Source organism: Haladaptatus pallidirubidus (assembly GCF_020700235.1).
In the GTDB taxonomy this organism is placed as follows: Archaea; Halobacteriota; Halobacteria; order Halobacteriales; family Haladaptataceae; genus Haladaptatus; species Haladaptatus pallidirubidus.
In genome coordinates, this window is sequence record NZ_CP085301.1 from 2,350,910 (window position 1) to 2,376,896 (window position 25,987).

Sequence of the window (25,987 nt, forward strand, 5' to 3'; positions counted from 1 at the left end):
GCAGAGCTAGGAGTCGTCCGTCGACTGCAATCCCGTCGCCATCAGCCGTCGGACGATTACGACGAGACCGTTGTCGAACCCTCTGCCGAACACTGCCCGTTCCTTTTCCGACTCGTTGTTATTTTTCTCGTGTATCGAACTGACCAGGATGGTGTTCTGGTCAACCAGCAGTAGCAGGCTAATCGTCACTTCGTCCGACTGATTTGGCGGGGAGCCGTTCAACCACTCCAACCCCGAAACGAACGTTCGAACGTCGGGAAGTTCGTTTTGAACTCGGCTTCGTAACGGTTCATCTACCGCTCCGATGAGAATACTGATACCCGTTTGCTGAACCGTTCGCAGGTATTCTAGCAACTCTTCGGTGAGCGCGTCTTCGCGAGCGACAACGAAGATAATTTCCTGATTGGCGCTGTCGATGAGTTGCTGTGTCCGGTTCGCAATCGCCGACCCTCCCGACAGCGACCAGACTTCGTGGGTCACTTCTTCGTCGGCGTCCGACGCCGCCGGTTCGATATCCTCGATGGCCTCGATGAGCGTCTCCGTCCGAGACTCGTACTTCTGCCGAAGCGTCTCGGCCGCTTCATCGACCGAAACGGCCCGAAACTGTTGCGGATTCGAATGCTGAACTTCAACGAATCCTTTCGCTTCTAACACCTGTATCGCGTCGTAAACGCGCGTTCGAGGAACGTCGGACGTTTCACTGATTTCCTTGGCCGTCCCCTTCGGGAGCCGCCACAGTGCCACGAAGCATTTTGCTTCGTACTCTTTCAAACCTAGCTTCTGGAGCAATTCGACCGCTCGTTGACGATTAGATAACTCTTTCATGGGTCCCAACCATGCTACCGGCGATTCCGGTACCGTCTCCGTTGTTCTGCGGGCACTCACAAGTCAGTTCCTTTCGAACCGTTCCAATGTAGCACGTGCAAGATACCCCTATCGACGGTGTCCAACTCGGGGCATGAGTTCGACTACGAGGGCACGGGTATGTAAGCTCGGTGCGAGGCGCCGGATTTCTGTCTATTTGTCATGCAGTAGGAAGTCACCCAGATAATCACAGTAAGGTTATACCAAGGTAGTGCGAAACACCAACTGGTACGGAGTTCGAGCGGGTCCCAACCAATCGGTACTCCGTGCCGGAACTGCCCTCCGCGGCAGTTTTTACGGGAAAATTGTGACGGTTCATCAGCGGCAGGAAATCGGATTCTGCGACCGAAAAATCGAGTACGGGATAGTATCACTTGGATGACCACAAAATCAGGACGCCGCGATGGATTCGGATGAGAAGATTGACGCAGGATGGGAGAATCGATATCACGTCCCTAACGAAGAGGGGAAGAAAAACGATTCACTAAACGATATTATTCCGGCAGTTCATCGGCAGAAACGTCGTCCTGCATCGGTTCCAGCACTGTTAGTAGCGGCTTGATCTCGTCGAACCGGGAACCCTTCGTCACGCTTCGTTCCTCGCGATTCCACTCGATATACCCGTGGTCGTCCAACTGAGGGAGATGAACGTGGCCCATCGCAACCGCCCGTCTTCGCTTTTCGTCCGTCGACGCCGAAGCGTTTGAAACCATCGTTCGGTCGTTCTGTGGGTTGTCCTGCAGTAAGGCGAGCAACAGCCGTCGCCTGCGAACGTTGGACAACACTCGTAGCTGGTCGTCGAGCATTGGAACCTTACCGATCTAATACTGGCATCTCGAGCAAATAAGTCGCCGACATATTCACGGACGATAAGCATTTGAGGAAACGAGTGACAAATAAAATAGAAAATACAGGGAGACAAACTGTCCCGTTCAGATCGAACCATTCGACGATTTTTCGCGTTCGGATAGTTCAACCGGAGTTCCTTACGCTTCGTCCGCAACCCCCGTTCAATCACTGCTGAAACAGTTCACCGACCCGGCTCTCGTTGACGAATAGCTCCCGTGGCGGCAGTCGTTCCTCGTGATAGTCGTCGTGGTACTCCATCAGTTGAAACAGCGTCCCGGTCGGATTTCCCGGCGAGACGAACGCCTCCGTCCACGTGTCGAACTCCGCCCGGTCGATGACGCGAACGTCGTTTTCTCGGAGCGACTCGATAACGGCGTCGATGTCCGCGACTTCGAGCGTAACGTGGTGGAGACCCGGCCCGTACCGATCGAGAAAGTCGGTGAGAAAGGAGTCGTCCGAAATCGGTTCGATGAGTTCGAGCCTGGAGGCGTCGCCCAGCTCGTAATACGCCCAGCGAAACTTATCTTCGACGGTTTCAACGGTGAGGCGCTCACAGCTGAGCGCGAACAGGATGGGTTCCGCGTTCTCGATGGATTTGACGGCGATGCCGACGTGGTCTACCCGGATTGGCGTGCCGTGTCGAATTGGCGTGTCGCGTGCGTTCATTGGTCGGGGAGACGTGAAGAGCCATCTTGAATCTGTAGGCGGAGAATCCATCACGGACGTTTCGGGAAATTTCATAACGGCGCTCCGAGTAGCCCCCATCATGGGATTCTACCAACGCGATTTCATGGAAGGAACGCGCGGTACGATGGGCGTCGATTGGGAGGAGCGAATCGATATGCAGCGGATGCGCGAGGAGCGAAAGGAGCGCGCCCTGTCGCGAATGCAGGAGGCCGGACTGGGGAGCATGCTCCTCATCAACGACCCGAACGTCCGGTACGTGACCGGACTGGCCATGACGGGCGGGTCGGGAGCCGACCACTACACCCTGTTCACGGAAAACGGTGACGTCGTCCACTGGGACACGGCCGACCACGCGAGCAACCAGCGATTCAACTGCCCGTGGCTCTCCGACATTCGCTACGCCTGCCCCGGATTGGGGAACGTCCCGCGTGCTTCGGGACGTGATTCGGCCCGCGACTGGCTGAAGGACAAGATGGCCGGACTCGTCTACGAGGCGATGGAGGAGTACGGCGTGGCGAAAGAACCGATGGGCATCGACATCGGCAACGGCGCGCTCATCTCGAAGTTCGAAGACCGCGGCGTGGACGTGCGCACCGAAGAGTGCGCGAACGTCATGGAGAGCGCCCGCAAAGTAAAAACGCGCGACGAAATCGAATGCCTGCGGATGGTCGCCGCGCTCTGTGAGGCCGGATTCCAACGCATCACCGAGACGGCGAAACCGGGCAAGCGCGAGTCCGAGGTGTGGGGCGAAGCCACGCGGGAACTCTGGAGACTCGGCGCGATGGTGCAGGGCGGCTACGTCACCTCCGGGCCGAACACGTGGCCGAAGCATCAGGCGAACACGACCGACCGCATCATGCGCCCCGGCGACCTCGTATACGCCGACTTCTACAATATCGGTTTCATGGGCTATCGCTCTTGTTACTACCGAACGTTCAGCTTGGGAGAACCGACGCAGGCCCAACAGGACGCCTACGAAATCGCCCGCGACAACCTGTACGACGTGCTGGAGCGCATCGAACCCAGTGCGACGACGGACGAGATTTCGCAGGGCTTCCCCGACATGGAAGGCGAACACGCCGACTGGTACGACGCCACCGACCACTGGCAGATGACGACGAACCACTGGGCGCACGGATTGGGGCTACAACTGTACGAAGTTCCCCTCATCTGGCGCGGCATCTCGCCCGACCATCCCATCGAAATCGAAGAGGGGATGACCATGGCCGTCGAAACGATGGAACCCGCCGACAGGCAAGGTGTGCGCGTCGAGGAGATGGTCGTCGTTCGGGAGAATGGTGTCGAAATTTTGAGCCAGTGGCCCGTGGAGGAGATTACGACAATCGAACGCTGATCTGTGGAGAAAGAGTGGTTTTTGTTTTCTTTTGAAAACGTTTTATGTTATAGTTGTTTTCGTATGCGTGTTGGAATTTTTCTAATAGTGCCGGAACGAGTTTTCGCAATGTTACTAGCTGTTGCTGACAATAAATGACCGCAACTCGGATAGAATACCATTGGATCAGGTGATTAGCTATTGAGATACCGTTAGCAAATCACGACAACACATACCCGCAACCGCCCCGCACCGCGAGAGCCACACCCTCCCAACCGACTCACTCATTACGTTCGCTCGTCCCTCGCGCAGGCGACTGAAGTCGCCGTTGCGCGCCGTCGTGAAAACCGAGTATCGCGTGAATACTCGCAAACCCAGTGGCGCGCGCGTCGGCAGACCCGAGGGCTCTCGTCCGAGGAGCTGACTGAGTTTGCGCAAGGGGCGACCGAAACGAGCGACAGCGGGGTGAGTGAGTCGTGATTTGTTAGCGACGTTCCCGAAGACATCGTTCTGTAGTAACCCTCGTTGTTGAAGTCGTAATGTGCTACCGACACACCCGAAAACACAGAAGTCGCTCACAACGTAAAATAATCTAAATCACCTTACCCTTGCTAGCCGAGAAAGTACATCCCGAAAAAGAGCAACGCCAACAACCCGACGAGAACCAGCACTGGTTTGGATGCGTCGAGAATCGAATCCTCGGGGTTCTTCGGGCCGGAACTCGTAATTGAAACGTCAATAATTTCATCCTAACTAGCCTGAATATAAGTCTTGTTTGTGAAAAATCCGATTGGATAGAATACCGCCCCGAATACGTCCTTATAAACGATTAAGGTACCACCCTTCGATTTGCAACCATGAAGCTCGGGACAGGGCTGTTCACCTGCCAGCGACGACCGGACGACGATCGCTCGATGACCGAGATTTACGACGAGATGCTAGAGCTCGGCGAGACGATAGACTCGGCCGGTCTCGACAGCATGTGGGTGTCCGAACACCACTTCGCCGAGGACGGCTACCTCCCGGCCACGATGCCCTCACTCGGGGCGCTGGCCGCCCGCACCGAGAACGTCGAACTCGGGACGTGCATCGCGCTCGCGCCCCTCTACGACGGCGTTCGACTGGCGGAGGACGCCGCGACGGTCGATTTGCTCGCGAACGGGCGACTCACGCTCGGGTTGGCCATCGGGTCGAACCCGCGCGAATTCGAATCGTTCGGCGTCCCCCGAGAGGAGCGCGTGGAGCGATTGAGCGACCTAACGAATCTCCTGCGAGCGTCGTGGTCGGAGGGGGAACTCGACTACGACGCGGAGTTCCACGACGTCTCGCCCGACGTGAGCGTGACGCCGAAACCCGAATCCGACGTTCCGGTCATGTTCGGTGGATCGGTCAAACCCGCAGTTCGGCGCGCCGCGCGGGTCGCCGACGCGTGGTGTGCCCCCTCCTCGATTTCCGTCGAAGGCGTCCGCAAGCGCAAGGAGGACATCGAACGCGTTCGTGAGAAAGAAGGACTCGACGGTGATTTCTCCGTGTACGTCCTCCAGCACGGCTTTATCGCCGACTCGAAGGAGGAGGCGTGGGAGGCGATGAAACCGGGATACTTCTACATCCAGCGTCGCTACGCCGAAATCTTCTCCGGTGAATCGGTGGACGAACTGGACGACGAGCGAAAGCAGGAACTAAAAGAGCAGGCCATCTTCGGCACGCCGGAGCAGGTGGCGGCGGAGTTGAACGAATACCGCGACGCGCTGGGTGACGACATCCATTTCATCTTCCGCACCTACCACCCCGGCATCGGCACCGACGCGATGGTCGAGTGCATCGAGCGATTGGGCGACGAAGTCAAGCCGCTCATTTCCTAATCGTCACTCGGATTTTCGAAACATATTCCCATTTTTCCGGATACTGTAATTATAAATTACAATGATAATATACGGTATATGAACCCATGACTACCAGACGGTCGATTCTGAAAATCGGGGGCGGAATCGCGGCGGGAACCATCGTCAGCACGAAAACGCTCGGCTACGAACGAGACGGGGCTGAAACGGACGAAGTGACAATACAGCGTGACGAATACGGCGTCGCGCACGTCTACGCTCGTGAGGCGAACGATGCCGCACCGACGTTTTTCGGGTACGGATACGCAACTGCCGAAGACCGACTGTACCAGCTCGAACTCTCCCGGCGTTTCTACCGCGGGACGGTTTCGGCCGTACTCGGAAGCGACTGGGTCGAATTTGATAAAGCATCGCGGCAGACGCATTTCACCCAGACGCCCCTCGAAGAGCAGATAACGACCCAACTGGACGACGAACACCGAACCGTCATCAGGGCATTCACCGACGGCATCAATCGATACAATGAAGAAGTGAAAGATGGCGGTCGAGAGTGGCACGAGGGTTTCGTGGACGCCGGATTCGAACCCGACGGGTGGGTTATGGAAGACGTTGCGGGCGTCTTCGTCGGCACGATGGCGTACTTTTCCGGCTTTCAGTTGGAGACGCTGGGTGCGACGGTTCTCGAACAACTTCGTGAAACCCACTCCGAGCGCGAAGCGATGGCGCTCTTTCGAGACCTCCAGTGGGGCGACGACCCCGGAGCGCCGACTTCGACGGAGCAGTCGGGAGAGGGCTACGTGCCACCGTACGAAAAAGCGGGCGCACTGCATGAGCATCAGAGGGGGGCTGATTCGATGGGCGGCGATTCGGTTGGGGGTCGAAGCAACCGAATCACGGGCGGCGATTTCAAGATTCCGAACGATGCCGCCGCGGTACACGAAGCGGAGATGGACAGAATCGGAACCGTCGCACAGGGACTGGACGGGCTCGGCCTTCCCATCAAGTTGGGGAGTAACGCGCTCGCGGTTCACGGCGACGCCACCGAAAGCGGCGACCCGCTGTTGATGGGCGGCCCGCAGATGGGATTTTCCACGCCGTCCGTGATGTACGAAATCGGTCTCCACGGGCCCGATTTCGATGTTTCCGGTGCGACGGTTACGGGCTACCCGTTCGTGATGTTCGGACACAACGGGAACGGAGCGTTCACGAGTACGGCGGGAATCGACAACTCGATTCAGACGTTCGTGGAGTCGATAGTTCCGCGCGACGAGGCCGCCGACCAGTACGAATTCCGCAGAGAATTGCGCGATATCAACGAGCGAGAGGAGACGATACCGGTGGCCGACGCGTCGGACGAAACCGTCACGCTTCGGTGGACGCATCACGGAACCATCACCCAGTACCGACCGGATGCGGGGGAGGCGCTCGCACAGACACGCGGCTTCGAAGGACGCGACATGAACTGTTGGAGAGCGTTTTACGACGCGCAGTTCGCGAGCAACGTTCACGAGTACGGAGAGGCCGCCCAACGATGCGATTACGCCCTGAACTTCGTGTGGGCCGGTGGAGACGACATCGGATACTTCCACCTCGGCCGATACCCCGACGCGGAGAGCGTTCCGTGGGACACCAGACTTCCGGCGGACGGCACGAAACACAAACTGACGGACGACGACTACCTCCGGGCGGCCGACGGCGAAGTTCCCTACGCAATCAACCCGCCCGCCGGCTATTCGGCGCAGTGGAACAACAAACCAGCACCAGGCTGGGACAACGGCGACCTGAGTTACTCGTGGGGAACCGACCATCGCGTTCAGCGCATCATCAATCTCGTCGAACGTCACATCGAGCGTGGGGGCGTCCGGTACGAGGACGTGAAAGACATCGTCTACGACATCTCGTTCGTCGATTTGCGTGCGATTCGGTACAAAGGGAAACTTCTCGATGCGCTGAAAGGGGCGTCGCTTTCCAAAACCGAACGCGACGCCGCGAACGCGCTTCGGAAGTGGAACGACTATCGCCAAGGAGACGGAGCGAAGTTCGGCGGGTCGTATCCGGTTGGATTCACCGTGTTCGACGCGTTCTTCCCGCGTCTGCTGGAGAAGACTTTCAGTCCGGCGTTCGGCGATGCGTACGAACAGGCGACCCACTTCCTCGACTATCGATACGGCCGCGGGACGCTGATGCGAGCGCTCCATCCCGAAGAAGCCGCACTCGAACCAGCGGTCGATTATTTCGACGGCCAACCGAAATGCGTGTTTCGAAACGCGTTCCGCGAAACGGTCGTCGCGTTCGAAGATGCGTACGGGTGTGACGTTTCGAGCTGGCGGCAACCCGCGGAAGTCGATGAACTCGACAACATGGCCCTGTTCGGCATGCCGATTGGGATCGGCGATGCTGGCAGTATGCCCTTTTTAAACCGCGGAACTGAGAATCACGTCGTGCGGATGGGTGAAGAAATACGCGCGGAAAACGTCGTTCCGCCGGGAAACTCCGGATACGTCGCTCCCGACGGAACGAGGGACGAGCACTACGACGATCAACTGGAGATGTTCATCGCGTTCGAGTACAAAGACCTCCTGTTCGCCGACGACGAAATAAACGACGCGACGGAGTCGACGAAAACGGTAGAAAGGTAAAGGGACGAACACACCCCATCGTTTCCGTTGTTCTACGGCCGCGCCGGATTCGAAAAGTAGTCCAGCGGCGCGAGTAGTTCCGTACTCCCCGATACGAGCACGTCGTCCATCACCTGGGCGTGGTCGTCGTCGATATCGAAGTCCGAGGCTTCGACCGCTTCTTTCGACGCTTCGATGTTGTCCGCTTCCATGAAGGAGAAAAGGAAATCGCCGTCCTCGGTCGAGCGGAGAAATCTGGCTTCGGTGAAGACGCCCTCGTTGACGAGCGTTTCGTCGGTTTCCGAGAGTCAGGAGACGAGACGTTGTCGCCAGTGCGGGTCACCGACAATGAGGACTGAAATCGGCTCCGCGGGGATATCGTTCGAATGTCGGTTCGGGTTCATCGTCGGAAGTTGGAGCGTGATGAACGAAAATCTCGTCGATATACAACCCGACCACACAGTCGAAGAGCGTCTGAATATGAATACCACATGCCTTTAGTGAGTTCGGATGATAGATCCGAATATGGGTTTTGGAAGCTACGACGAATCCGAACAACAGAACCGAGAACAGGATTCCAACATGGACGAGTCGAGCGCAGTCAACGTCCACGAAAACGACCATAAGGGCGAAATCACGTTCGACAGCGACGCCTCCAGCGACGAACTCATCGCCAAACTCGGCGAGATGAAAGACGACGAGACGGAAGACGAGTCGTAGCGTCTTCGTACCGAATTTTCTTCTTTATTTTTGTCTGAATTCTTTCAGTCGGACGAGACGCCAGTTCCCTTCTCGACGGAACCGACAGGCGATTCGAGCGTGTAGAAAACGATACCGCAAACGAGAAACAGACTGCCAAGCACCGCGAGCGCGACGAGCGGCGTTCGAATATCGGCGACAACGCCGCTGAGCGGTTTAAGCGGAAATCGAACCAGAGCGTACATCATCGAAACCGCGCTGAGCACCGTCGCCCGACCGATGGATTCCGTATGCTCGTTGACGTAGCCGCTCGCAATCGGTTTCATCACCGTGTTCGCGGATTTCATCACGAAAAAGAGCGGGAACGCCACGAGCGGAAAGAATATCGGGATAACGAAGAAAATGCCGACCAGAGCGGAGATGAGAAGAACCGCCCAGCGGGTCGAAAGGTAATCCTCGATAGCACCGGCGTAGTAGCTAGCGATGGCGGCCACGACGCTGAACGCGGTATAAAGCGGGCCAAGTCTTGATTGTGGTAGTGAAAGTCGTCTCGTTGCGATTGGCTGAATAAACTCGTCTGCCGCGTTAATAATCGCGAAAAACAGCGCCGTGTACAGAACGAACGACCGAAGCGGGGGTTCCGATAGCTTCTGTCGGATGACCGGAATCGCTTCCATAATCGTGAACCGGTCGTCACTGTGGTCAGTATCGTCGCTACCGTCGCCATCGTCGTCACCGTCGTTCGCGTGGCGACCCGATGCGGGCAACGAAAGCAACACCGGAACACCACAGAGGAGGAGAAGTCCGCCAGCCACGAACGGCAACCGAGGGTCGGCGCTGTAAAGGAATCCGGCGCCAAGCATGGTGCCAGCACTCACCCACTGGTTCACGGATCCGCCTCGCCCCCGAACGCGGATGTACTCTTCCTCGCGGAGTCGGTCTTTGAGCGCATCGTACAGCCACGCGTCACCACTCCCGGACTGAAATGCGATTCCGAGCGCCCAGAGTATCCAAAGCAGGGCAAACGCTGCGAACGTCTGTGCGACGACGAAACCCAGTACCGAGAGTGCGAGCAGTATATTTCCGAGCAGGAGACTTCGACGGCGACCGATGTAATCGCCGACGTATCCGGACGGGATTTCGCCGACGACGAGAAAACCAGCCGAGATACTCCCCAACAGGCCGATTTGCGTGTAGCTCAGGTCGCGGTTCAGGAGGAAAATCGTGAAGACGGGCCAAAAAAACCCGAACGTCATCGTCGCCTGAAAAAGGTAGTATTTCAGAACGACGGGCGACGGACATGTCCAGTTCGTGTATCCCATTGTTTGTCGATGTAGTTCTCGGACGTCGGAGGTCCCCGTCGTTCTCGTGACAACTATCCATTCGTGATAATAAAAAGTGTTAGCTGATTGTATTTTAAGTTGGGTATTTGACGTTTTGGGGGCAAAGTAACAGCGAACGCCGTAGATGTTCGAATGGTCGTTGAAATTTTCCCAGGCGAACTGAAAATGAGTAAATCGCTATCGATTTTTAGGTAGGCTGAAAAATTATTCACGGTTTGCCAACTTATAAGATGCTGAAGAACCTCTCTAGAGATGCAATGAGTACCCAGAAAACCGTTCGACAAGAGGCAGGTACCGTCGAGGAAAACCCCGTACGACTCGACCGGGAGAAGGCGGAGCAGATAGTCGATGCACTCAACACGGACCTCGCCGACGCGTACGTGCTGTATCACCAACTCCACAAACACCACTGGAACGTCGAGGGTGCCGAACACCTCCAAATTCACCTGTTCTTGCAGGATGCCTACGAGGACGTAGAAGAAGCGGCCGACGAGCTCGCGGAGCGGGCACAAACCCTCGGCGGGGTTCCCCACGCGAGCATGACCGCGCTCTCCGAGGCCGCAACCGTGGAGCCGGAAGACGAGGACGTGTACGACATCCGAACGTCGTTCGAAAACGACCTCGGAATGTACGGCGACATCATCGAGAGCTACCGCGAGCACATCGAACTCGCCGATGGGCTCGGCGACTACGCAACGTCCGAGATGCTCCGCGAACAGTTAGAAACGCTCGAAGAACACGCCCACGTTATCGCCCACTATCTCGAAGACGACACGCTCGTCCTCGAATCGGCGACGAAGTAACCGGTGATTACCGAACGTCCGGTGCTTCATCGCCGGGACGCCCTGGTATCTCCACTTCTATTTCCAATTTCGGCTCCCCGACGCCGCTGAAGTCGATTTCCAGCTCGATGGGGTCGCCGAAGGCGAACGGAAGTTCCCACTCGTCGGTGAGGACGGTGAGTTCGTCGTTGTCGCGTAGCTGTTCGCCGAGTTGTACGAGAAACTCACCCACTTCGCTCGCGCTCAAGCGGTACTCCTGTTCGAAGTCCCGTCCGGTTCGAATCGTCGTTCGGTCGTAGCCGGTTTCGGAGTCGTTCGACATAGAACTCGTGTACGTCGCGCGCCGACGAAAACTCGTCGGAAGGAGAGTTCATGAAGACGGTTACCGAATCAAATCGACAGTCAGGTCGCTCGAAATCCATCCGTCGGTGTTGCCCGATTCGAGGAAGACGACCTTCTCGGGGCAACTGTTACAGGCGGCAATTTCCGGACGGGAGAGAGCATCCGAAACCTCCCTTCCGTCAGACTGAAACTCGGTTCGTGCAGGCATCGAACTGATTTAGGCAGGCCTAAAATAAAAAGGTGCGGGTTTTCGGTTCTTCTTCGGCGTTTATACGAGTTGAATCGGCCACCATCAGTTGGACACCTCGGGGACGCTGACGAGGCCAGCGGGAGCTCCGTCGGAGGCAATCGACATGGAAAATCGCCACGTCAGCGGTGAGTCATCGGCCTCGAACCGTTCTGCATGCGAAATTTGGAGCGTCGAATCGGGGCACCGACTGAACAGTTCGACGATAATCGGAAGGGTGGGTATCCGGCCATCGACCGTGTCGAGTGCGTATGCGGTTATCGTCACGTCCCACATTCTGTCGTCGCAGGAACCGGTCGAAGACGGACGAAGCGTATAATCCGACACTAACGAGGCAGAGTGCAGTTGAGCAAGCGTTTCCGAAAGCGGTTCTTCGCACGGCCTGTGTGATGAGATTCGCTCCGCGGCCATTCGAATGGTGGCCGCTTGTTCTTCCGTCGTTAGGTGGTTTTCCAGTTCCACGCTCATGCTTTCGAGCAGTCGAAGGCAGAGTTCGTCGGGACTTTCGATGGATTCCGCGGCATCGAGGTACGTATCCATAACCGCTCGCTCGACGGCGTCGTGCGGCGACTCGGAAATAATCTCGAACACCGCACCTGCGACGGTGTGACAGAACTCGATCAGCTGTCGTCGTCCGGATGCCGTCGAACTCGGTTCCGAGTCCGATTCGCGTGGAACGTTTTCGACCGGTTCTTCACAGACTATCAAATCGTAGTACGGGAGTTGCGGATCATACCGCCGCAGTGCACTTCGATACCGTTCAGTTGCGCGCACAGCTCTATCCGCGGTTTCGCGGCTTTCGAACCGCCTTCCGACGGTGGGAACCGGTCGGTCGCCCGTGCGCCCGCAAACGAGGTAGTACCGACCGCCATCGATTTCGAGGGCTTCGATGTGTCGTCGGAGTTTACTGAGGGTACTTCCAACCATGGAATTTAGCCACCGTATTCGCCGATTTGGACTCGGTGGGTTGTAGCGTACGGAGTTTCGTCTCTCATCGTCTGCCGAACCATGGTTTTTAGGCTCGCCTAAACCATTAAATGCGTTTCGGTAATTAGGTTAGCCTAAAATCAGATGGGAAGGTCGTCGATGTCGGCGGGGAGTCGAGCGGAGTGGTAAAACCACGCCGAGTACGAAATCGTTACACTCGGCGCGTCGCCGGAGAAGCCAGATTGGACCACCAACGCCTCAGGAAGTTACCGGAGAAAACTACTGTCGGGACGGCTCCTTCGTGTTTTCGTGGTCCCGAAGGATTGGTTTCTTCCGATAGCAGGAAAGTAAGAATTCTCATAGTATCGTCCGATTAGCGAATTCGTTACGGCTACGAAACGGGTGCGTCGGAAGTGGTTCGTGAAAACGACACTGGCCACCACCGAAAAAGAATAACATACGACGCAGTAATCAGCGAACCGTCTTGGCCAGACGAAACGGTAGGAACTCACGTCGGAGATAGTATATTGAAATGGAGTTTATAGCCTCGGTTCACGTCGCCAACAGCGCAACCGCGCCGATTGCGAGACCGATTCCCGCCATATCTCGCACACTTACCGATTCGCCGAGGAAAACGACGCCGAGGACGGCGGCGACGACGAAGTAGAGCGCCGTCACGGTCGTCGCAATTGCCGTGTTTCCGTACTGATCGCGGCGTAGTAGCTTATCGACCCGACGCCGGAGAACAGGCCGCCGACGATTGCGAACGCGACCCCCGAATCGGTGAGCGTCACCGGCCCCGACTGCGAGGCAATGTAGAGGGTTGCGACGCCGACACCGATGGCGTAGGAAATCGCCATCGCCACCTCCGGTTCGAGGGTTCGGGTGGCGTAGTCGGCGAACACGGCCCACACTCCCCACGCGATCATTCCGATCAGAGCGAAAAGAATTGCAGTACGAACCATGTACTCGGCCACGAACCGTACGGACGAATGGCTTCCCATTCCGGCGTTTCAGGCGGTGGCTGTCGGCGGTCAGTAGGTGGCTATCGACGGACAGAGGAGGGTACGACTGAAATCAACGAACGGCTGTAGATAGACAGAAAGCGCCTGTCTCCGGCGTAGGACGGTCATAACAAACGGTGGAAATCACGACCATTCGCGCATGATACGTACCGCGACACTCGTGTTGTCCGTCGTCGTCGCCGCGGGGATGATGTTCCCCAGTGGCGCGGCGGAACTTCAAACGGAACCGGAACCAACCGAACGCTGGAATCAAACCTACGGCGGTTCTGGCGACGACATCTTCAACGACGTTGCGCGAACCGAGGACGGAGGATACATCCTCGTCGGAGAAATCGAAAACTCCGGAACCGGCATCGACGGCTGGGTCGTGAAAATCGACGACGACGGCAAACAGGAGTGGGAACGAACCTTATCGGGGCCGGGCACCGATAGATTGTACTCGGTCGTAGCGGACGACGACGGCGGTGCGATGGTCGCCGGGCGAACAGACCAGGGCGGAAGTGCGACAGGATGGATCGTCGAACTGGATTCGAACGGCGAAACGCAGAGCGAACGAACGCCCGGAACGGGCGCGTTTTACGGACTTGAACGGGACGAGAACGGGTACGTTCTCGCGGGGTGGACGAGCGATTCGGGCACGAAGGGTTGGCTGTTAAAACTCGACGGGTCGGGTGAAAAAGCGTGGGAGGAAACCTACGCCGCACCGGGCGAGTATTCGTCCGGGCAGTTCAAAGGAGTCGTTCCAGCGTCGAACGGCTACTTCGTCGCGGGCGAAGTCGAAGGGAGTAGTCAGGATGCGTGGGCGATGCGCATCGGGAACGATGGCGAACGACGGTGGCAGAAAACAGCTGGCGGATCGGACAGAGAGGCGATTTGGGCCGCGACGGGCGGCGACGACGGAATCGTCCTCTCCGGCGAGTCCGAAAGCGGCGACTCCCGAGACGGATTGGTGTTGAAATACGACGCGAACGGCGAGCTGGCGTGGGAGAACCGATACGGCGAGGACGACGTCGATTGGCTCGATTCGGCGATAAAAACGGACGACGGGGGCTATCTCTTCACCGGCGGAACGCTGACCGGCGGAATCGGCAGCGCGGACGGATACGTGGTGAAAACCGGCGGTGATGGCACCGTTCAGTGGGAGAACGCCTACGGAAGCGCGCAGTGGGACAAGCCGTTTCCCGCGGTGAAAGCTCATAACGGCGGCTATCTCTTGGCAGGACAGACGGGCGGATTCGGGGCCGAAGGAATGGATGGTTGGGTGCTTCATCTCGGACTAGATGGACGAACGTCGGACTCAAACGGGACGACGAACGGTGACGGTTCGGGGGCGGGTGGAGCTACCGACACGGACGAGTCCGCACCGACTGCACAGTCGGAAGACGAACGAACCGGAAACACGAGTTTACCCGGATTTACCGGCGTAGTAGCAATTGCCGCAGTTGCTCTATCGGTACTCATCTGGCGGCGGCGGAGGTAGGAGGTGAATCAAGCGTTTCCAAATAAGAATAATAAGGCGAGTATTCGTGCGAATTTTAAGAGAGTTAAATTTTGTTGCGGATTTCAATACTATTGGACAAAATATTTTCATATATTATAACTAGTTAAAATATGAAATTGTTTATCGTCAATCGGGATTCTTTTATCCTTGAAACCAGTCTGACTTGCTAACCAACTGAGTCGTGACGAGACAATGAAAGGAGAGAAGCTGGCAGAAAGAATGAATAAGCACGATACGGACGAACGTATCGCCTACCGAATCACCAGTGACGTTGATAGGGTAAGCACGAGGGTCATTCGCGGCGTCGAAGAAATCGTCGGGGAGGATGACGACCGACGGACGTGGCTCTACAACAGCATCGACCCGGACGCACTCGACGCACTTTTCAGCCAAAAACACAGCGGCGGTTCCCGGGAGGACGGAAAGGTCGTCTTTACCGCCCGAGGCTGTAAAATCGTCGTTCACGGTGACGGTGAAATTCATATCTACGCACCGGAAGCTCACGATTCCGACGAGTAGTCGAGACGTTTCGAAACGGTATTGATGACGCGCCCGCGAGTGGCGTCAAGAGCCGATTGATGACCAACAAAGCAACCGTTTCCTTCCGCGAACTGTGCCGCGAGCTGCCGGTTCAGACCGGGCTGTTCAGTTTCGGGCCAGTGGCAATCGGGCTAGCCCAGTTGTGGAACGGCCTCGTCCACGGGACGACGGTTTCGTTCCACGCTCTGTTCGCGATCGTCATGGTCGCGTTCGCGGTGCTCGCCACGCGCTATCATCTCGCCACTTTCCGACTGGATAAGCTAGAACGAAAGTAGTCGAACGGATTTGCCTGCCATTGCCGGTTAGGCAGTTCCAGCAGGTGCGCCCGCTCTCGCTTTTCGGCCAGCGTAGGCGTTGTACCCCGCGATGACGGCGACGATGACACCAGAAACGATGTCGCTCCAAAACGCCGCGCCCACGGTCATCGCGAACGGAACCAGAATCATCCACAGTCCTAACAGCGCGACGAACGACGAACTTCCGACGCTAGCGGTAAGTCCCTTCGTCATGCGATAGTAGTTATATCCGGCGACGAGGAAAATTGCAGCCCCGATGATGATGTTGTTCCAGTAGCTCGTTATCGACATCGTTGGATAGATGAACGCCGAGATGAATATCCACGCTCCGACGAGCGATACGAAGCCGCTCAACCACTTCAAGTTCGACGTGTTGGTGTCCGTGGTGCGTGCCGTCCGTTCCCTCGTTTCGGTTTCACTCATGGTTTTCCCTCCGTGTCGAGATAGAGTGAGCGAGCGAATAAAGCGAGCGACCGTTCACGAACTAATGGCCCATTACGGGCGACGAACGGTAACTTTTCAGCCACAAATAGTTGTTTTGAACCTTACAGACGACCAGGGTCGTAGGTTTCGAACCACTCGGTCAACTGCTCGATGCGGTGAATCGCCCGGTCGGGGTCGCCGATGTTGTGGTGTTCGTCGGGATACACGACGAGTTTCGCGGGAACGTCTTGCTTTTTGACGCTGACGTAGAGCTGTTCGGACTGCGACGGCGGGCACCGCCAATCTTCACCGCCTGCCGTAACCAACAGGGGTGTCTCGACGTTGCCGACATCGGTGATGCTGGACGCGGAACCGTAGGTTTCAGCATTTTCCCACGGAAGGCCGAAATCGTTCTCCCACCATTTGTGGGCGTCGTCGGTGCCGTAACACGACCGTAAATCGTAGATGCCGTGTTCCGCCGCGGCACCCGCAAACCGATTCGTGTTCGTGATGAGGTAGCCGGTCGTGATGCCGCCGTAGGAAAATCCCGTGGCGAACGTGCGGTCGGTATCGACCCAGCCTCGTTCGACGAGGTGCTCGACGCCAGAGACCACGTCCTCGGCTTCGCACGACCCCCACGCGCCGCGAAGGACTTCGCTGAATTCCCGGCCGTAGGAACTGCTTCCGCGATAGTTGGGACAGAGGACGACGTACCCCTTGTCGGTCCAGTACGCGTAGTCGAAAGCGAACTCCGGCGTGTCGTAGGAAATCGGCCCGCCGTGGATGGAGACGATGAGGGGGTGAGGGTCGGAATCCTCCGGGTCGAAATTCGCGGGCAGGTAGACGATACCCTCGATATCGTCGCCGGAATCGTTCTCGTAGACGACGCGTCGACAACCGGGCATGGCGTGTGACTCCTCGAACGCCCCGTTGAGAGTCGTGAGTCGGGTTGGTTCGCCGGATTCGAGGTCGTCAGCATCCAGCGCGTACAGGTCACCGACCGTCTCCGGTTCGGTTGTTAGGAGTGCAATCGTCTCGCCCGCGTGGTCGAAGGTTCGAATCGTTCGGTAGTCGCCCTGCGATTCGAAGGTGTACTCCGGGTCGCTCCCGTCGGCGAAACAACGGGCGAGTCGGGTGCTTCCCTCGTCGCCGATTGGAGCCAATAGTGTTTCCGCATCCAGCCAGCGGACGCGGTTCGCGTGGGCCACGGTTCGGTCGAGCGAGTCGGTAATCGACCGATACTCGTCAGTTTCTGCGTCTGCGACGAACACCTGCGTCGGGATGTGCCAGTTGATTGCGTCGCTGGCGGTAAAGGCAAAGTGGTCACCGTCAGGGCTCCATCGGGGTGCGTTTGCGTAGAGATTCGTGTCGGTGACCTGCCGGAGTTTGTCCCCGTTGGGGTCGATTGTGTACACGTCTACCGCACCGGAGTCGTCCGGCCGCTCAGTTCGGTTCGAAAGGAATGCGATTCGTTCCAGCCCCCACGCGGGTTGCAATCCCGTCCCCGGTTCGTGCGCGCCGCCGCCGTAGGCGTCGTCGAGTCGACGCTCCTCGCGCGTCGCCACGTCCACGACGAACAGATAGGTCGTCACGTCGTCCAAGAGACCTTTTCCGTCGAACCGGTGCTGAAGCCGGGAAATCTCGACCGGGCCGCCGTCTCGACGTTCCGCAAGATACGCCGCCTGTTCGTCGGTCGGGTCGCGCGCGGAGACGACGATCCGTTCGCTCTCCGGCCCCCAATCGAATTCTCGGACACCCTCCTCGCGGGTCGTCACCTGTCGGGCGTCGCCACCGCGCGCGAGATCGAACATCCACACCTGCGATTTCGGTTCGTCGTCGATTTCGTCGTTCTCGTCTCTTCCTTCCTCGTCGTCCGAATCACAATCTCCATTTTGAACCGAAAGCGCGGCGTCCTCGTCTCGCGCCGCCAAAAACGCGAGCTTCGACCCATCGGGCGACCATTTCGGAGACCCCGCGTCGGATGCACGAGAAAGTCGGTAGGGAGAGTCGCTACCGTCCGTCGGCACGACGAACAAGGAGGTTCGTCGGTCGTCTTCGTCGCGGTCGAACTCGCTCGCGACGAAGGCGAGTCGGTCGCCGTCGGGCGACAGCGCGAGGTCGGCCGCGAGCGTCAAATCGTAAAAATCGCTAGCTTCGAACGTCCCAGTCATCGATGGCATAACTCGGTCCGGACATATAGATGTACGTTCGCCAGCAAGTCACACGCGAAAACGCCGGATGCAGGACTCAGGCGACGTTTCGCTCGGAAACCGTTTCCCCGTTTTCGAACCGCTCGCTGTCCAATCCGGAAACGTCCACGAGCGACGACTCGCCCTCGAAAACGAGTTCCGAGACGATTTTTTCCGGTCGCTGGTGCGTGCTGAATCCGTGGCCGGAAAAGCCGACGGGGGTGATAAAGCCCGGAACCGTCTTCTCGATAATGGGGTGATGGTCGGGGGTGACGGCGTACAGACCCGCCCATCCCTGTTTGACGCGAGAATCCGGGGCGAAGTAGGTCGCCGTGTTACCCGCGCGTTCCAGCGCCTCGACGGTCCAATCGAGGCCGGTGGTTCGGTCGTAGGCGTTCGGGTCGGCGAACGAATCGGAAGCGGAATCGAAATGGCCACCGACGAAGGCAGAGCCCTCGCGCTCCGGGCGAAAGTACGACCCGGTGTCGAGGTCGATTGTCAGCGGCACCGATTCCGGAATCGGTGCCGCCGGTTCGACAACGGCGATTTGACGGCGTTCGGGAGCGACCGGCAGGTGGATTCCGGCCATCTCCGCTATTCGGCCCGCCCACGGCCCGTTGGCGTTGACGACGTAATCCGCGTCGAGACGACCGCCGGTCGTCTCGACGCCAACGACGGAATCACCCTTCCGAACAACGTCGGCTACTTCCGCACCGGTTCGAATCTCCACCCCCGCCTCTCGGGCGCGCGCGTGGCGAATCCCTGTAGCGCGATCTGGGGATCCGCGAAGCCATCCGTCGGACAGTAGGTGGCACCTCGAAATTCTTCGCTCTGTAGTCCGGGGCAGTGTTCGCGGACGTCTTCGGGCGTGACCAGTTCGCTCGGAACACCACGTTCGTTCAGCATAGTGAGGGTATCGGCGAACGATCCGGCGGTTTCCTCCTCCCACGCGAGGAAGAGGTACCCCGGACGTCGATACGCTATGTCGGTTCCGAACTCCGCTTCGAATCGCTCTCACACTCGCACGCTCGCCAGCGAGAGTTCGACGTTGACGGGTGTCGAAAACTGATCTCTAATGCCGCCCGCGGAGCATTCGGTGCTTCCCGCGCCGATATTCGAGCGTTCACAGACCACGACATCAGCCCCTCGCTCGGCGAGATAGTGGGCACTCGAACAACCGACGATTCCCCCGCCGATGACGACGATTTTCATGGTCGGAGTACGATCTTCCGGGTAATAATCGTTCCACCGACGGAAAATAAGGGGATACGGGACGAACCATCGGTATGGTTCGAATCCTCTCCGACGACGACGTGGAATCGGTTCTCGACGTAAATTCCCTCCTCCCGGTCGTACGGGACGCGTTCGTCAAACAAGGTCGGGGCGAAGTCGAGCGACCGGAGCGCCCCCATTTTCCCGTCGGTGCCGGACTCGCAGATGGCCCGCTCGGAACCGGCCTCGTCATGCCCGCGTACATCCACGGTGCAGCCTACTACGCCACGAAACTGGTCGGCGTACACGAGAAAAACGCCGAACGGGGACTTCCGACCGTCAACGCACAGATCGCCCTCACGGAGGCCGAAACAGGCCGACCAACTGCCTTCCTCGCCGGGACGAAAATCACGAACGCGAGAACCGGTTGCATCGGCGGTCTCGCGGTGAGCGAACTCACAACAGCTCCCGTCGAACTCGCGCTCATCGGCGCCGGAACGCAGGCGCGGTGGCAGGCGCGCTGTATCGCCGCCGCGACAGATCTCCGTCGGATCCGGGTGTACTCGCCGAGCGATTCCAAACGCGACTGTGCCCACACGTTGGAATCCGAACTCGGAATCCGAACCGAAGCAGTCGCGTCGGCCGACGATGCCGTCTCGGGTTCGAACGTCGTCGTCACCGCGACGACCGCCACCGAACCCGTGTTCTCCGGCGGTTCGCTCGACGAAGGAGTCGTCGTCGTCGCCGTCGGTGCGTACACCGCCGAAACCCGCGAACTCGACCGGACGACGATAGACCGCGCCGACAGAATCTTCGCGGACGTGCCGGAGGAGGTGATAGAAATCGGCGACCTGCGAGCGACCGACTGCGCGAAAGACGACCTCATTCCGTTTTCCGACGTGGTTGAGAAACGGTCTGGGCGCGAATCCGAATCGGAGATCATCGTGGTTGAAAGCGTCGGAACCGCCGTGCTGGACGCCGCCGCAAGCGAGCACGTGTACGAACGAGCGAGCGAGAGAAATATCGGCGAGGAAGTCGAGCTGTAGAGATTTCCCGATGGATATCTAGCGAGACATCCGTAGAGTTAGATGGACAGCATTCTGTATTGAGCTGTCGGAAACAATCGTGGCGAAACGAGATATATGAGAAGGTTTCTGTATAGTTATCCAGGTTGTTATTCGATTCTCAGCGGGACAGCCGCACCGCAAATTCAGCCCTAATGAACGTAAATCGGCCGCACCATGACGGTTATCTGTTTAGCTTTCTAGATAGATATCTGGATAGGTAGAAATATAGATAACCATCTGTATAGTTTGACTCACTTGTCTGACGAGAATTTATGAGTGGTAAGCGTATAACGATCGACTGTATGAAACGAGCCATCACACTGTGGAGCGAATCCGGCGGGGTCGGTAAGACGACCATGGCGACCAACGTGGCCGCCGCGCTGGGACGGCGGGACGAACGAGTTCTCGTGGTCGATTTAGACCCCCAATTGGGAAGTTTGACCGACCACGTCGGTTATCAAGAATTGAAGACGGGCGACCGCGATCATCTCGGTCACGTTCTGCTGGACGACGAGAAAGATATTCGGTCGCTCATCGTCGAAACCGCGGATTTCGACCTCGTTCCGTCGCACGAGGGACTCGCAAACATCGAAAGCGAGATGGCCGCCCGGAACACCTCGCTTCGGGAATTTCAACTGCGTTCCGCGCTGAAAACGGTCGCGAGCGAGTACGATTACTTCATCATCGACCCGCCCGCAACCCTGAACGTCCTCGTGGACAACGCGCTGGTCGCGGCGCGAAACGTGCTGATTCCAATCGAACTCACGCGAAAAGGGAGCATCTCCATCGAAGGGCTGGAAGACACCCTCGATAGCATGGAACGCGGATTTCAGAAGTTCGACGATAGTTTCAAACTCGGCATTCTCGCCGTCGTTCCGAACGAAGTCGGCGACTCCAACATCTACCGCGACACGCGGGACGAACTGGAGAGCGGCGGAAAACCGGTAACGCCCTTCGGCGTGCGAAAGCGGGACGTGCTGAAAGAGGCGTGGAAAGGACAGATGAACCTGTTCGAATTCGCGGAAAGCGACGAAACCCGTGAGCTGCGAGAGTACGAAAAAGACCTGCTTTCGAACTTCGAGCAGCTAGCCCGAATCGTCGAACAAGGAACCGTCGATGTGGAGGTAGAAGCATGACCAAAGACGACCGATACGGCGCAACTGACGACGACTACGGGGAGTATTCCGCAGAAGCGGAATCGGAAGCGAATGCAGAAGATTCGGAATCGGAATCATCGAATACGGGTGAGAACGTCGAAACGAACGGCAGCACCGAACCGGACGCATTGCCGTTCATTTTCGCACGACGAACCGTGAAAGCCGACCGCGAGGCGATGCCTGTGTACGTACAAGACACAACTGCAGGGAAAATCAACGACCTCGAACGGGAGCTGAGCCAACAGTTCGACGGCGACAAAGTGATGGCACTAGACGTGCGCGAAGCCCTCATTCGTGCAGGATTAGAAAACGCAAACGACGTTCAACGAGTGATGAAGGAATGGGGGTACGGACGACGATAATCCGCCCCAGTCATTCGGTTATACACGTGTAGTTCTGTTTGGACATCCACATAGATTCCCGAATAGATATTCGAGGATATGTGCAGAAAGATATACAGACAGAAATATGGCCAGGTATCTAGAGAGAATGCCGAGAAAACTATCGAGACGGTCACTCGGGGCAGGGCGACAATTATCGGACGGGAAACAAGTAACGCGGATGGTCGGCGCGCAGGACGAGTCGGCGCTCACGAACCTCGTCTAACGATTCGCCTGAACAACGTTCATTGTTCTTCGCTTCGTTGAGTCGGACGGTAAATGGGCTTTCATACGTTCGATCCTGAAAAAGCCGAAAAGCTCGAAGACGCGGAACGATACCGGTACGTCTCCCGCGAGGAGTTAGTGGATAACCTCGACATCTCGGGCGAGGAAATCGTTGCGGATCTCGGAAGCGGAACCGGATTCTACACCGACGACGTTGCACCGTTCGTAGGGAAGCTGTTTGCGGTCGACGTGCAGGACGCGATGCACGACCACTATCGAGGGAAAGGAGTTCCCGAAAACGTCTCGCTCGTCACGGCGGACATCTCCGACGTGCCGTTTTCTGACGGTGAACTCGACGCCGCATTTTCGACCATGACGTTTCACGAGTTCGCGGGCGACGAGCAAATCGCGGAGATCGCCCGCATCCTCAAGCCGAGGGGGAGGTTCGTGGTCGCCGATTGGTCTGCCGAGGGTCGGGGCGAAAGCGGCCCACCGGTTGACGAGCGGTACGACCTCGAAGCAGCGCGCGAAATGCTGGAAACCGCCGAGTTCGAAATCGAATTCGAATCCGAGCGTCCCGAAACATTCCTTCTCGTGGCCTCGTGCTGAAAATGCGACATCGAGTCCGGCAGGGTGTCGTGAGGCAAGTGCTTATTCGGGAGGGAGTGGGAAGGCGGAAATCTATTCGAAGCGGACAGTCGGCAAATGGATAAATCGTATTTCGCGATATTGTTTGAACACAGGCAGCAACCGAAACCCCGTGCGGGGTACATCCCCGATACGCCTTAGCAAACACCCGTCGCACCGAAACGTATGGGTGGAGATGACGGCCCGAAAAGCATCTGTCCGTTCTGCGGCGTTGGATGTGGCGTCCTGCGGGCGGAGTCCGGAAAGGGACGAGGATGGAAAGGAGCGGTGAACCGCCGTGGCGAACTCTGTCCGAAAGGGGTCGCGGCCTACGGCGTGTTGGGACACGACGACCGACTGACGAAGCCACAGGTTCGAAAAGATGGCAGACTCGTCGCCGTCTCGTGGGACGAAGCGTTTTCCCGAATCGAGACGGAGTTCGGAGGTATCGTAGACGACCACGGGCCGAGCGCATTGGGATTTTTCGCCTCGTCGGGGTGCACGAACGAGGAGAACTACGTCTTCCAAAAACTGGCTCGCATTCTCGGGACGAATAACGTGGATAACTGCGCCAGACTCTGTCACTCCTCCACAATCGCCGCGATGCAGTCGCGGTTCGGTGCGGGCGCGATGACGAACACATTGGACGACATCCGCGATGCCGATTGTTTTCTTGTCTGCGGGTCGAATCCGGCGGAACAGCATCCGATTATTTTCAGTTCGTATCTCGCGCCAGCGGTGAACGGGGGGACGACTCTGATTCACATCGACCCCAGAGAAAATCGGACGACAGAGCTTGCGGAGTACCACCTATCTGTCAAACCGGGGTACGATATTCCGCTGTTGAACGCAATGTGTGCCGTGATTTTTGAGGAAAATTTGGAGGACGAGGAGTTCCTTCGAGAACGTACCTCCAACGTTCCCGCGTTTCGAGACTTCGTGTCGGGGATTGACATAGACGAGTGTGCGAGGATCGCGGGAGTAAAACCGGACGACCTTCGAGAAGCGACGAGAGTATACGTCAGCGCCGACCGCTCCGCGGCGTTCACCGGCATGGGAATGAGCCAACACCGATACGGAACGGCGAACGTTCACGCCCTTCTCAACCTCGCGCTCGTGACTGGAAACGTCGGCAAGCACGGTGCTGGCGTCAATCCGCTTCGGGGGAAGAACAACGTGCAGGGAGCGAGCGACGTGGGTGCTTTGCCGGACGTACTGCCCGGCTATCGCCCCGTGACAGATGCTGATACTCGGACAGAAATCGCGAACGTTTGGGGCGCCGAACCGCCAGCCAAACCCGGACTCACGGAAGTCGAAATGACTCACGAATTCGGCGACGAAATTCGTGGCGCGTTCGTGTTCGGCGAAAATATAGGAGCGACGGAGCCGAACTCGAACCGTGTTTCGCGGGAGCTCGATTCGCTCGACTGCCTCGCTGTACAGGAGATCTTTCCGAACGAGACGACGGCGCACGCGGACGTAGTTCTGCCAGCGAGTTCGTGGGCCGAGAAAGCCGGAACCGTCACGAACACCGACAGGCAGGTACAGCGAATGCGTCCGACCGGCGACCCGTCCGGGAACGCACGCACCGACCTCGAAATCCTCTGTGAGTTGGGTGTACGATTGACGGGCGAATCGTTCGAATACGACGGCCCGGAGGCTGTTTTTTCGGAATTGGTGCGAGTGACGCCGCAGTACGCGGGTATGAGTTACGACGGAATCGGTGACGGAAGTCAACGATGGCCATTTCCAAAGGGTGCAGATGAAGACAGCGGAGGAACCGGTGTCCTCCATCGCGGGCGATTTGCGAGCGGTGCGCGCCGCGTACCGCTCGTTCCTGTCGAACACGTCGAGCCGGTGGATGAGGAGAATCGGAAAAGCGAATCGCTCGTTCTGACGACGGGGCGGGTCGTCGAACATTTCAACAGTGGTGTCGTCACCAGACGGAGTGACGTGCTGACGCATCTCCGAAGCACGGACGCCCTGCAAATCCATCCAGATGACGCCGAAGAGAGAGGAATCGAGGACGGAGACCGCGTTGTCGTGGAAAACGACCACGGACGAATTGAGGCGTCAGCGGCAGTCACACCGTCGATTCGACCCGACGTCGTCTTTCTCACGTTCCACTTCGCCGAGCGTTTGGTCAACCGACTGACCGGCGACGAACTCGACTCGGAGTCGAAAATTCCGACCTACAAGCACGTGCCGGTTTGCGTGGAAAAGACGACTTGAAAGAAACAGGTGAGATGGATTGGTGAGAAAATAGTACTGTGACGAGAAGGGCTATTTCGCACATATATCAGCATAAAACACATATTTTACGCGGTTATCTATCCGTGTATGACCGATGTATTCCTCCTGAAACAGAAAATCAAGCCGGGAGAGACGGAACGATGCAAGGAGTTATTAGCGGAACAGATGAATCAGTCGAGTTCCGACATAGAAGAGATACTGGAGGTAGAAGGAGTGTTTACCGAATCCATTTTCATCGAACGGGCCAGCGACGGCGATTACCTCGTGTGGTATTTTGAGGCCAAGGACGCGACCCGTATCAGCGGAATTTGGGACGAACCAGCGAAAGCAGGTATCGAGGATAAAGTAGACGACACAAAATCAATGCTCACGGACGTTCTCGAAAACCCCGATACGTGGGGTGAAGACGATTTTGAACTTCTCCACCATCTGGTGAATCCGAATCGATAGTGGCAAATCGGTTTTCCATTTGTCAAATAGTGACTACCGCAGACGCTCTGAACCCATTTTGTATGCCCGACCGTTTTGTTTCCGACCGCGTCCACACCTGCATTTCGGAT

23 protein-coding genes and 3 pseudogenes are annotated in these 25,987 nt (G+C 57.6%); 14 read left to right on the top strand and 12 right to left on the bottom strand.

The genetic code is table 11. The features are described 5' to 3' along the window. Positions 1–6 precede the first annotated feature (6 nt). From LIX15_RS12750 to LIX15_RS12760, 3 genes are all read right to left on the bottom strand, one after another. Complete coding sequence (locus LIX15_RS12750; protein WP_227773566.1) at positions 7–825, bottom strand: TrmB family transcriptional regulator; 819 nt, start codon at positions 823–825, stop codon at positions 7–9. 533 nt (positions 826–1,358) lie between these two features. Beyond that, on the bottom strand, positions 1,359–1,670 hold the full coding sequence (locus LIX15_RS12755) for a DUF7344 domain-containing protein (protein WP_227773567.1): 312 nt from the start codon (positions 1,668–1,670) through the stop codon (positions 1,359–1,361). 208 nt (positions 1,671–1,878) lie between these two features. Next, on the bottom strand, positions 1,879–2,379 hold the full coding sequence (locus tag LIX15_RS12760; protein WP_227773568.1) for a VOC family protein: 501 nt from the start codon (positions 2,377–2,379) through the stop codon (positions 1,879–1,881). 100 nt (positions 2,380–2,479) lie between these two features. On the opposite strand from LIX15_RS12760, the gene LIX15_RS12765 reads away from it, so the two are divergent. From LIX15_RS12765 to LIX15_RS12775, 3 genes are all read left to right on the top strand, one after another. Beyond that, positions 2,480–3,754 carry a M24 family metallopeptidase gene (locus LIX15_RS12765; RefSeq protein WP_227773569.1) on the top strand — a complete coding sequence of 425 codons (1,275 nt, stop codon included), beginning with the start codon at positions 2,480–2,482 and terminating at the stop codon, positions 3,752–3,754. Between the two features lie 836 nt (positions 3,755–4,590). Next, positions 4,591–5,595, top strand: a complete 1,005-nt coding sequence (locus LIX15_RS12770) for an LLM class flavin-dependent oxidoreductase (protein WP_227773570.1) — start codon at positions 4,591–4,593, stop codon at positions 5,593–5,595. 86 nt (positions 5,596–5,681) lie between these two features. Beyond that, positions 5,682–8,213, top strand: coding sequence for a penicillin acylase family protein (locus LIX15_RS12775; RefSeq protein WP_227773571.1), 2,532 nt, complete (start codon positions 5,682–5,684; stop codon positions 8,211–8,213). A gap of 32 nt (positions 8,214–8,245) precedes the next feature. Here the strand turns inward: LIX15_RS12775 and LIX15_RS12780 are convergent. Then, positions 8,246–8,485 (bottom strand): annotated as a pseudogene (locus tag LIX15_RS12780) (DUF6176 family protein); the annotation flags it as partial. 232 nt (positions 8,486–8,717) lie between these two features. Between LIX15_RS12780 and LIX15_RS12785 the strand changes: the two are divergent. Beyond that, positions 8,718–8,912 carry a DUF5786 family protein gene (locus LIX15_RS12785; RefSeq protein WP_227773572.1) on the top strand — a complete coding sequence of 65 codons (195 nt, stop codon included), beginning with the start codon at positions 8,718–8,720 and terminating at the stop codon, positions 8,910–8,912. 44 nt (positions 8,913–8,956) lie between these two features. Here the strand turns inward: LIX15_RS12785 and LIX15_RS12790 are convergent, their stop codons facing one another. Next, positions 8,957–10,213: an MFS transporter gene (locus LIX15_RS12790; protein ID WP_227773573.1), complete on the bottom strand. Its 1,257-nt coding sequence runs from the start codon at positions 10,211–10,213 to the stop codon at positions 8,957–8,959. A gap of 278 nt (positions 10,214–10,491) precedes the next feature. On the opposite strand from LIX15_RS12790, the gene dpsA reads away from it, so the two are divergent. Continuing rightward, positions 10,492–11,037 (top strand): DNA starvation/stationary phase protection protein DpsA, encoded by a 546-nt coding sequence (gene dpsA / locus LIX15_RS12795; protein ID WP_227773574.1) that lies wholly within the window; start codon positions 10,492–10,494, stop codon positions 11,035–11,037. A 7-nt stretch (positions 11,038–11,044) separates the two neighbouring features. Here the strand turns inward: dpsA and LIX15_RS12800 are convergent, their stop codons facing one another. From LIX15_RS12800 to LIX15_RS33245, 4 genes and pseudogenes are all read right to left on the bottom strand, one after another. Further along, complete coding sequence (locus LIX15_RS12800; protein ID WP_227773575.1) at positions 11,045–11,338, bottom strand: amphi-Trp domain-containing protein; 294 nt, start codon at positions 11,336–11,338, stop codon at positions 11,045–11,047. A 60-nt stretch (positions 11,339–11,398) separates the two neighbouring features. Beyond that, entirely contained in the window at positions 11,399–11,566 is a 168-nt protein-coding gene (locus LIX15_RS12805; protein WP_227773576.1) for a hypothetical protein, read from the bottom strand. Positions 11,567–11,650: 84 nt separating this feature from the next. After that, a complete protein-coding gene (locus LIX15_RS12810) occupies positions 11,651–12,532 on the bottom strand; it encodes a DUF7551 domain-containing protein (RefSeq protein WP_227773577.1) in 882 nt (293 codons plus the stop codon). 552 nt (positions 12,533–13,084) lie between these two features. Then, a pseudogene (locus LIX15_RS33245) lies at positions 13,085–13,536 on the bottom strand (EamA family transporter). Positions 13,537–13,696: 160 nt separating this feature from the next. Here LIX15_RS33245 and LIX15_RS12820 point away from each other — a divergent pair. The 3 genes from LIX15_RS12820 to LIX15_RS12830 all read left to right on the top strand — a co-directional run bounded on the left by LIX15_RS12820 (position 13,697) and on the right by LIX15_RS12830 (position 15,873). Next, the gene (locus LIX15_RS12820; RefSeq protein WP_227773578.1) at positions 13,697–15,037 is read left to right on the top strand and encodes a PGF-CTERM sorting domain-containing protein; all 1,341 of its coding nucleotides are present in this window, start codon (positions 13,697–13,699) and stop codon (positions 15,035–15,037) included. Between the two features lie 240 nt (positions 15,038–15,277). Next, positions 15,278–15,577, top strand: coding sequence for a HalOD1 output domain-containing protein (locus tag LIX15_RS12825; protein WP_227773579.1), 300 nt, complete (start codon positions 15,278–15,280; stop codon positions 15,575–15,577). Positions 15,578–15,636: 59 nt separating this feature from the next. Beyond that, a complete protein-coding gene (locus LIX15_RS12830) occupies positions 15,637–15,873 on the top strand; it encodes a hypothetical protein (protein ID WP_227773580.1) in 237 nt (78 codons plus the stop codon). A 27-nt stretch (positions 15,874–15,900) separates the two neighbouring features. Here LIX15_RS12830 and LIX15_RS12835 read toward each other — a convergent pair whose 3' ends face one another. The 3 genes and pseudogenes from LIX15_RS12835 to LIX15_RS33250 all read right to left on the bottom strand — a co-directional run bounded on the left by LIX15_RS12835 (position 15,901) and on the right by LIX15_RS33250 (position 19,718). Next, positions 15,901–16,317 (bottom strand): SPW repeat domain-containing protein, encoded by a 417-nt coding sequence (locus LIX15_RS12835; protein WP_227773581.1) that lies wholly within the window; start codon positions 16,315–16,317, stop codon positions 15,901–15,903. 122 nt (positions 16,318–16,439) lie between these two features. Beyond that, entirely contained in the window at positions 16,440–18,488 is a 2,049-nt protein-coding gene (locus LIX15_RS12840; protein ID WP_227773582.1) for a S9 family peptidase, read from the bottom strand. A 76-nt stretch (positions 18,489–18,564) separates the two neighbouring features. Beyond that, positions 18,565–19,718 (bottom strand): annotated as a pseudogene (locus tag LIX15_RS33250) (NAD(P)/FAD-dependent oxidoreductase). A 74-nt stretch (positions 19,719–19,792) separates the two neighbouring features. Here LIX15_RS33250 and LIX15_RS12850 point away from each other — a divergent pair. The 6 genes from LIX15_RS12850 (at position 19,793) to LIX15_RS12875 (ending at position 25,877) form a co-directional block, all read left to right on the top strand. Further along, a complete protein-coding gene (locus tag LIX15_RS12850; protein ID WP_227773583.1) occupies positions 19,793–20,764 on the top strand; it encodes an ornithine cyclodeaminase family protein in 972 nt (323 codons plus the stop codon). Between the two features lie 323 nt (positions 20,765–21,087). Beyond that, positions 21,088–21,921 (top strand): ParA family protein, encoded by an 834-nt coding sequence (locus LIX15_RS12855; protein WP_227773584.1) that lies wholly within the window; start codon positions 21,088–21,090, stop codon positions 21,919–21,921. Continuing rightward, positions 21,918–22,304, top strand: coding sequence for a DUF7970 domain-containing protein (locus LIX15_RS12860; protein WP_227773585.1), 387 nt, complete (start codon positions 21,918–21,920; stop codon positions 22,302–22,304). The genes LIX15_RS12855 and LIX15_RS12860 overlap by 4 nt, the downstream gene beginning before the upstream one ends. A gap of 297 nt (positions 22,305–22,601) precedes the next feature. Beyond that, positions 22,602–23,156: a class I SAM-dependent methyltransferase gene (locus tag LIX15_RS12865; RefSeq protein ID WP_227773586.1), complete on the top strand. Its 555-nt coding sequence runs from the start codon at positions 22,602–22,604 to the stop codon at positions 23,154–23,156. Positions 23,157–23,360: 204 nt separating this feature from the next. Then, positions 23,361–25,406: a molybdopterin oxidoreductase family protein gene (locus LIX15_RS12870; protein WP_227773587.1), complete on the top strand. Its 2,046-nt coding sequence runs from the start codon at positions 23,361–23,363 to the stop codon at positions 25,404–25,406. 108 nt (positions 25,407–25,514) lie between these two features. After that, on the top strand, positions 25,515–25,877 hold the full coding sequence (locus LIX15_RS12875; RefSeq protein ID WP_227773588.1) for a DUF6176 family protein: 363 nt from the start codon (positions 25,515–25,517) through the stop codon (positions 25,875–25,877). Positions 25,878–25,987: the final 110 nt, after the last annotated feature.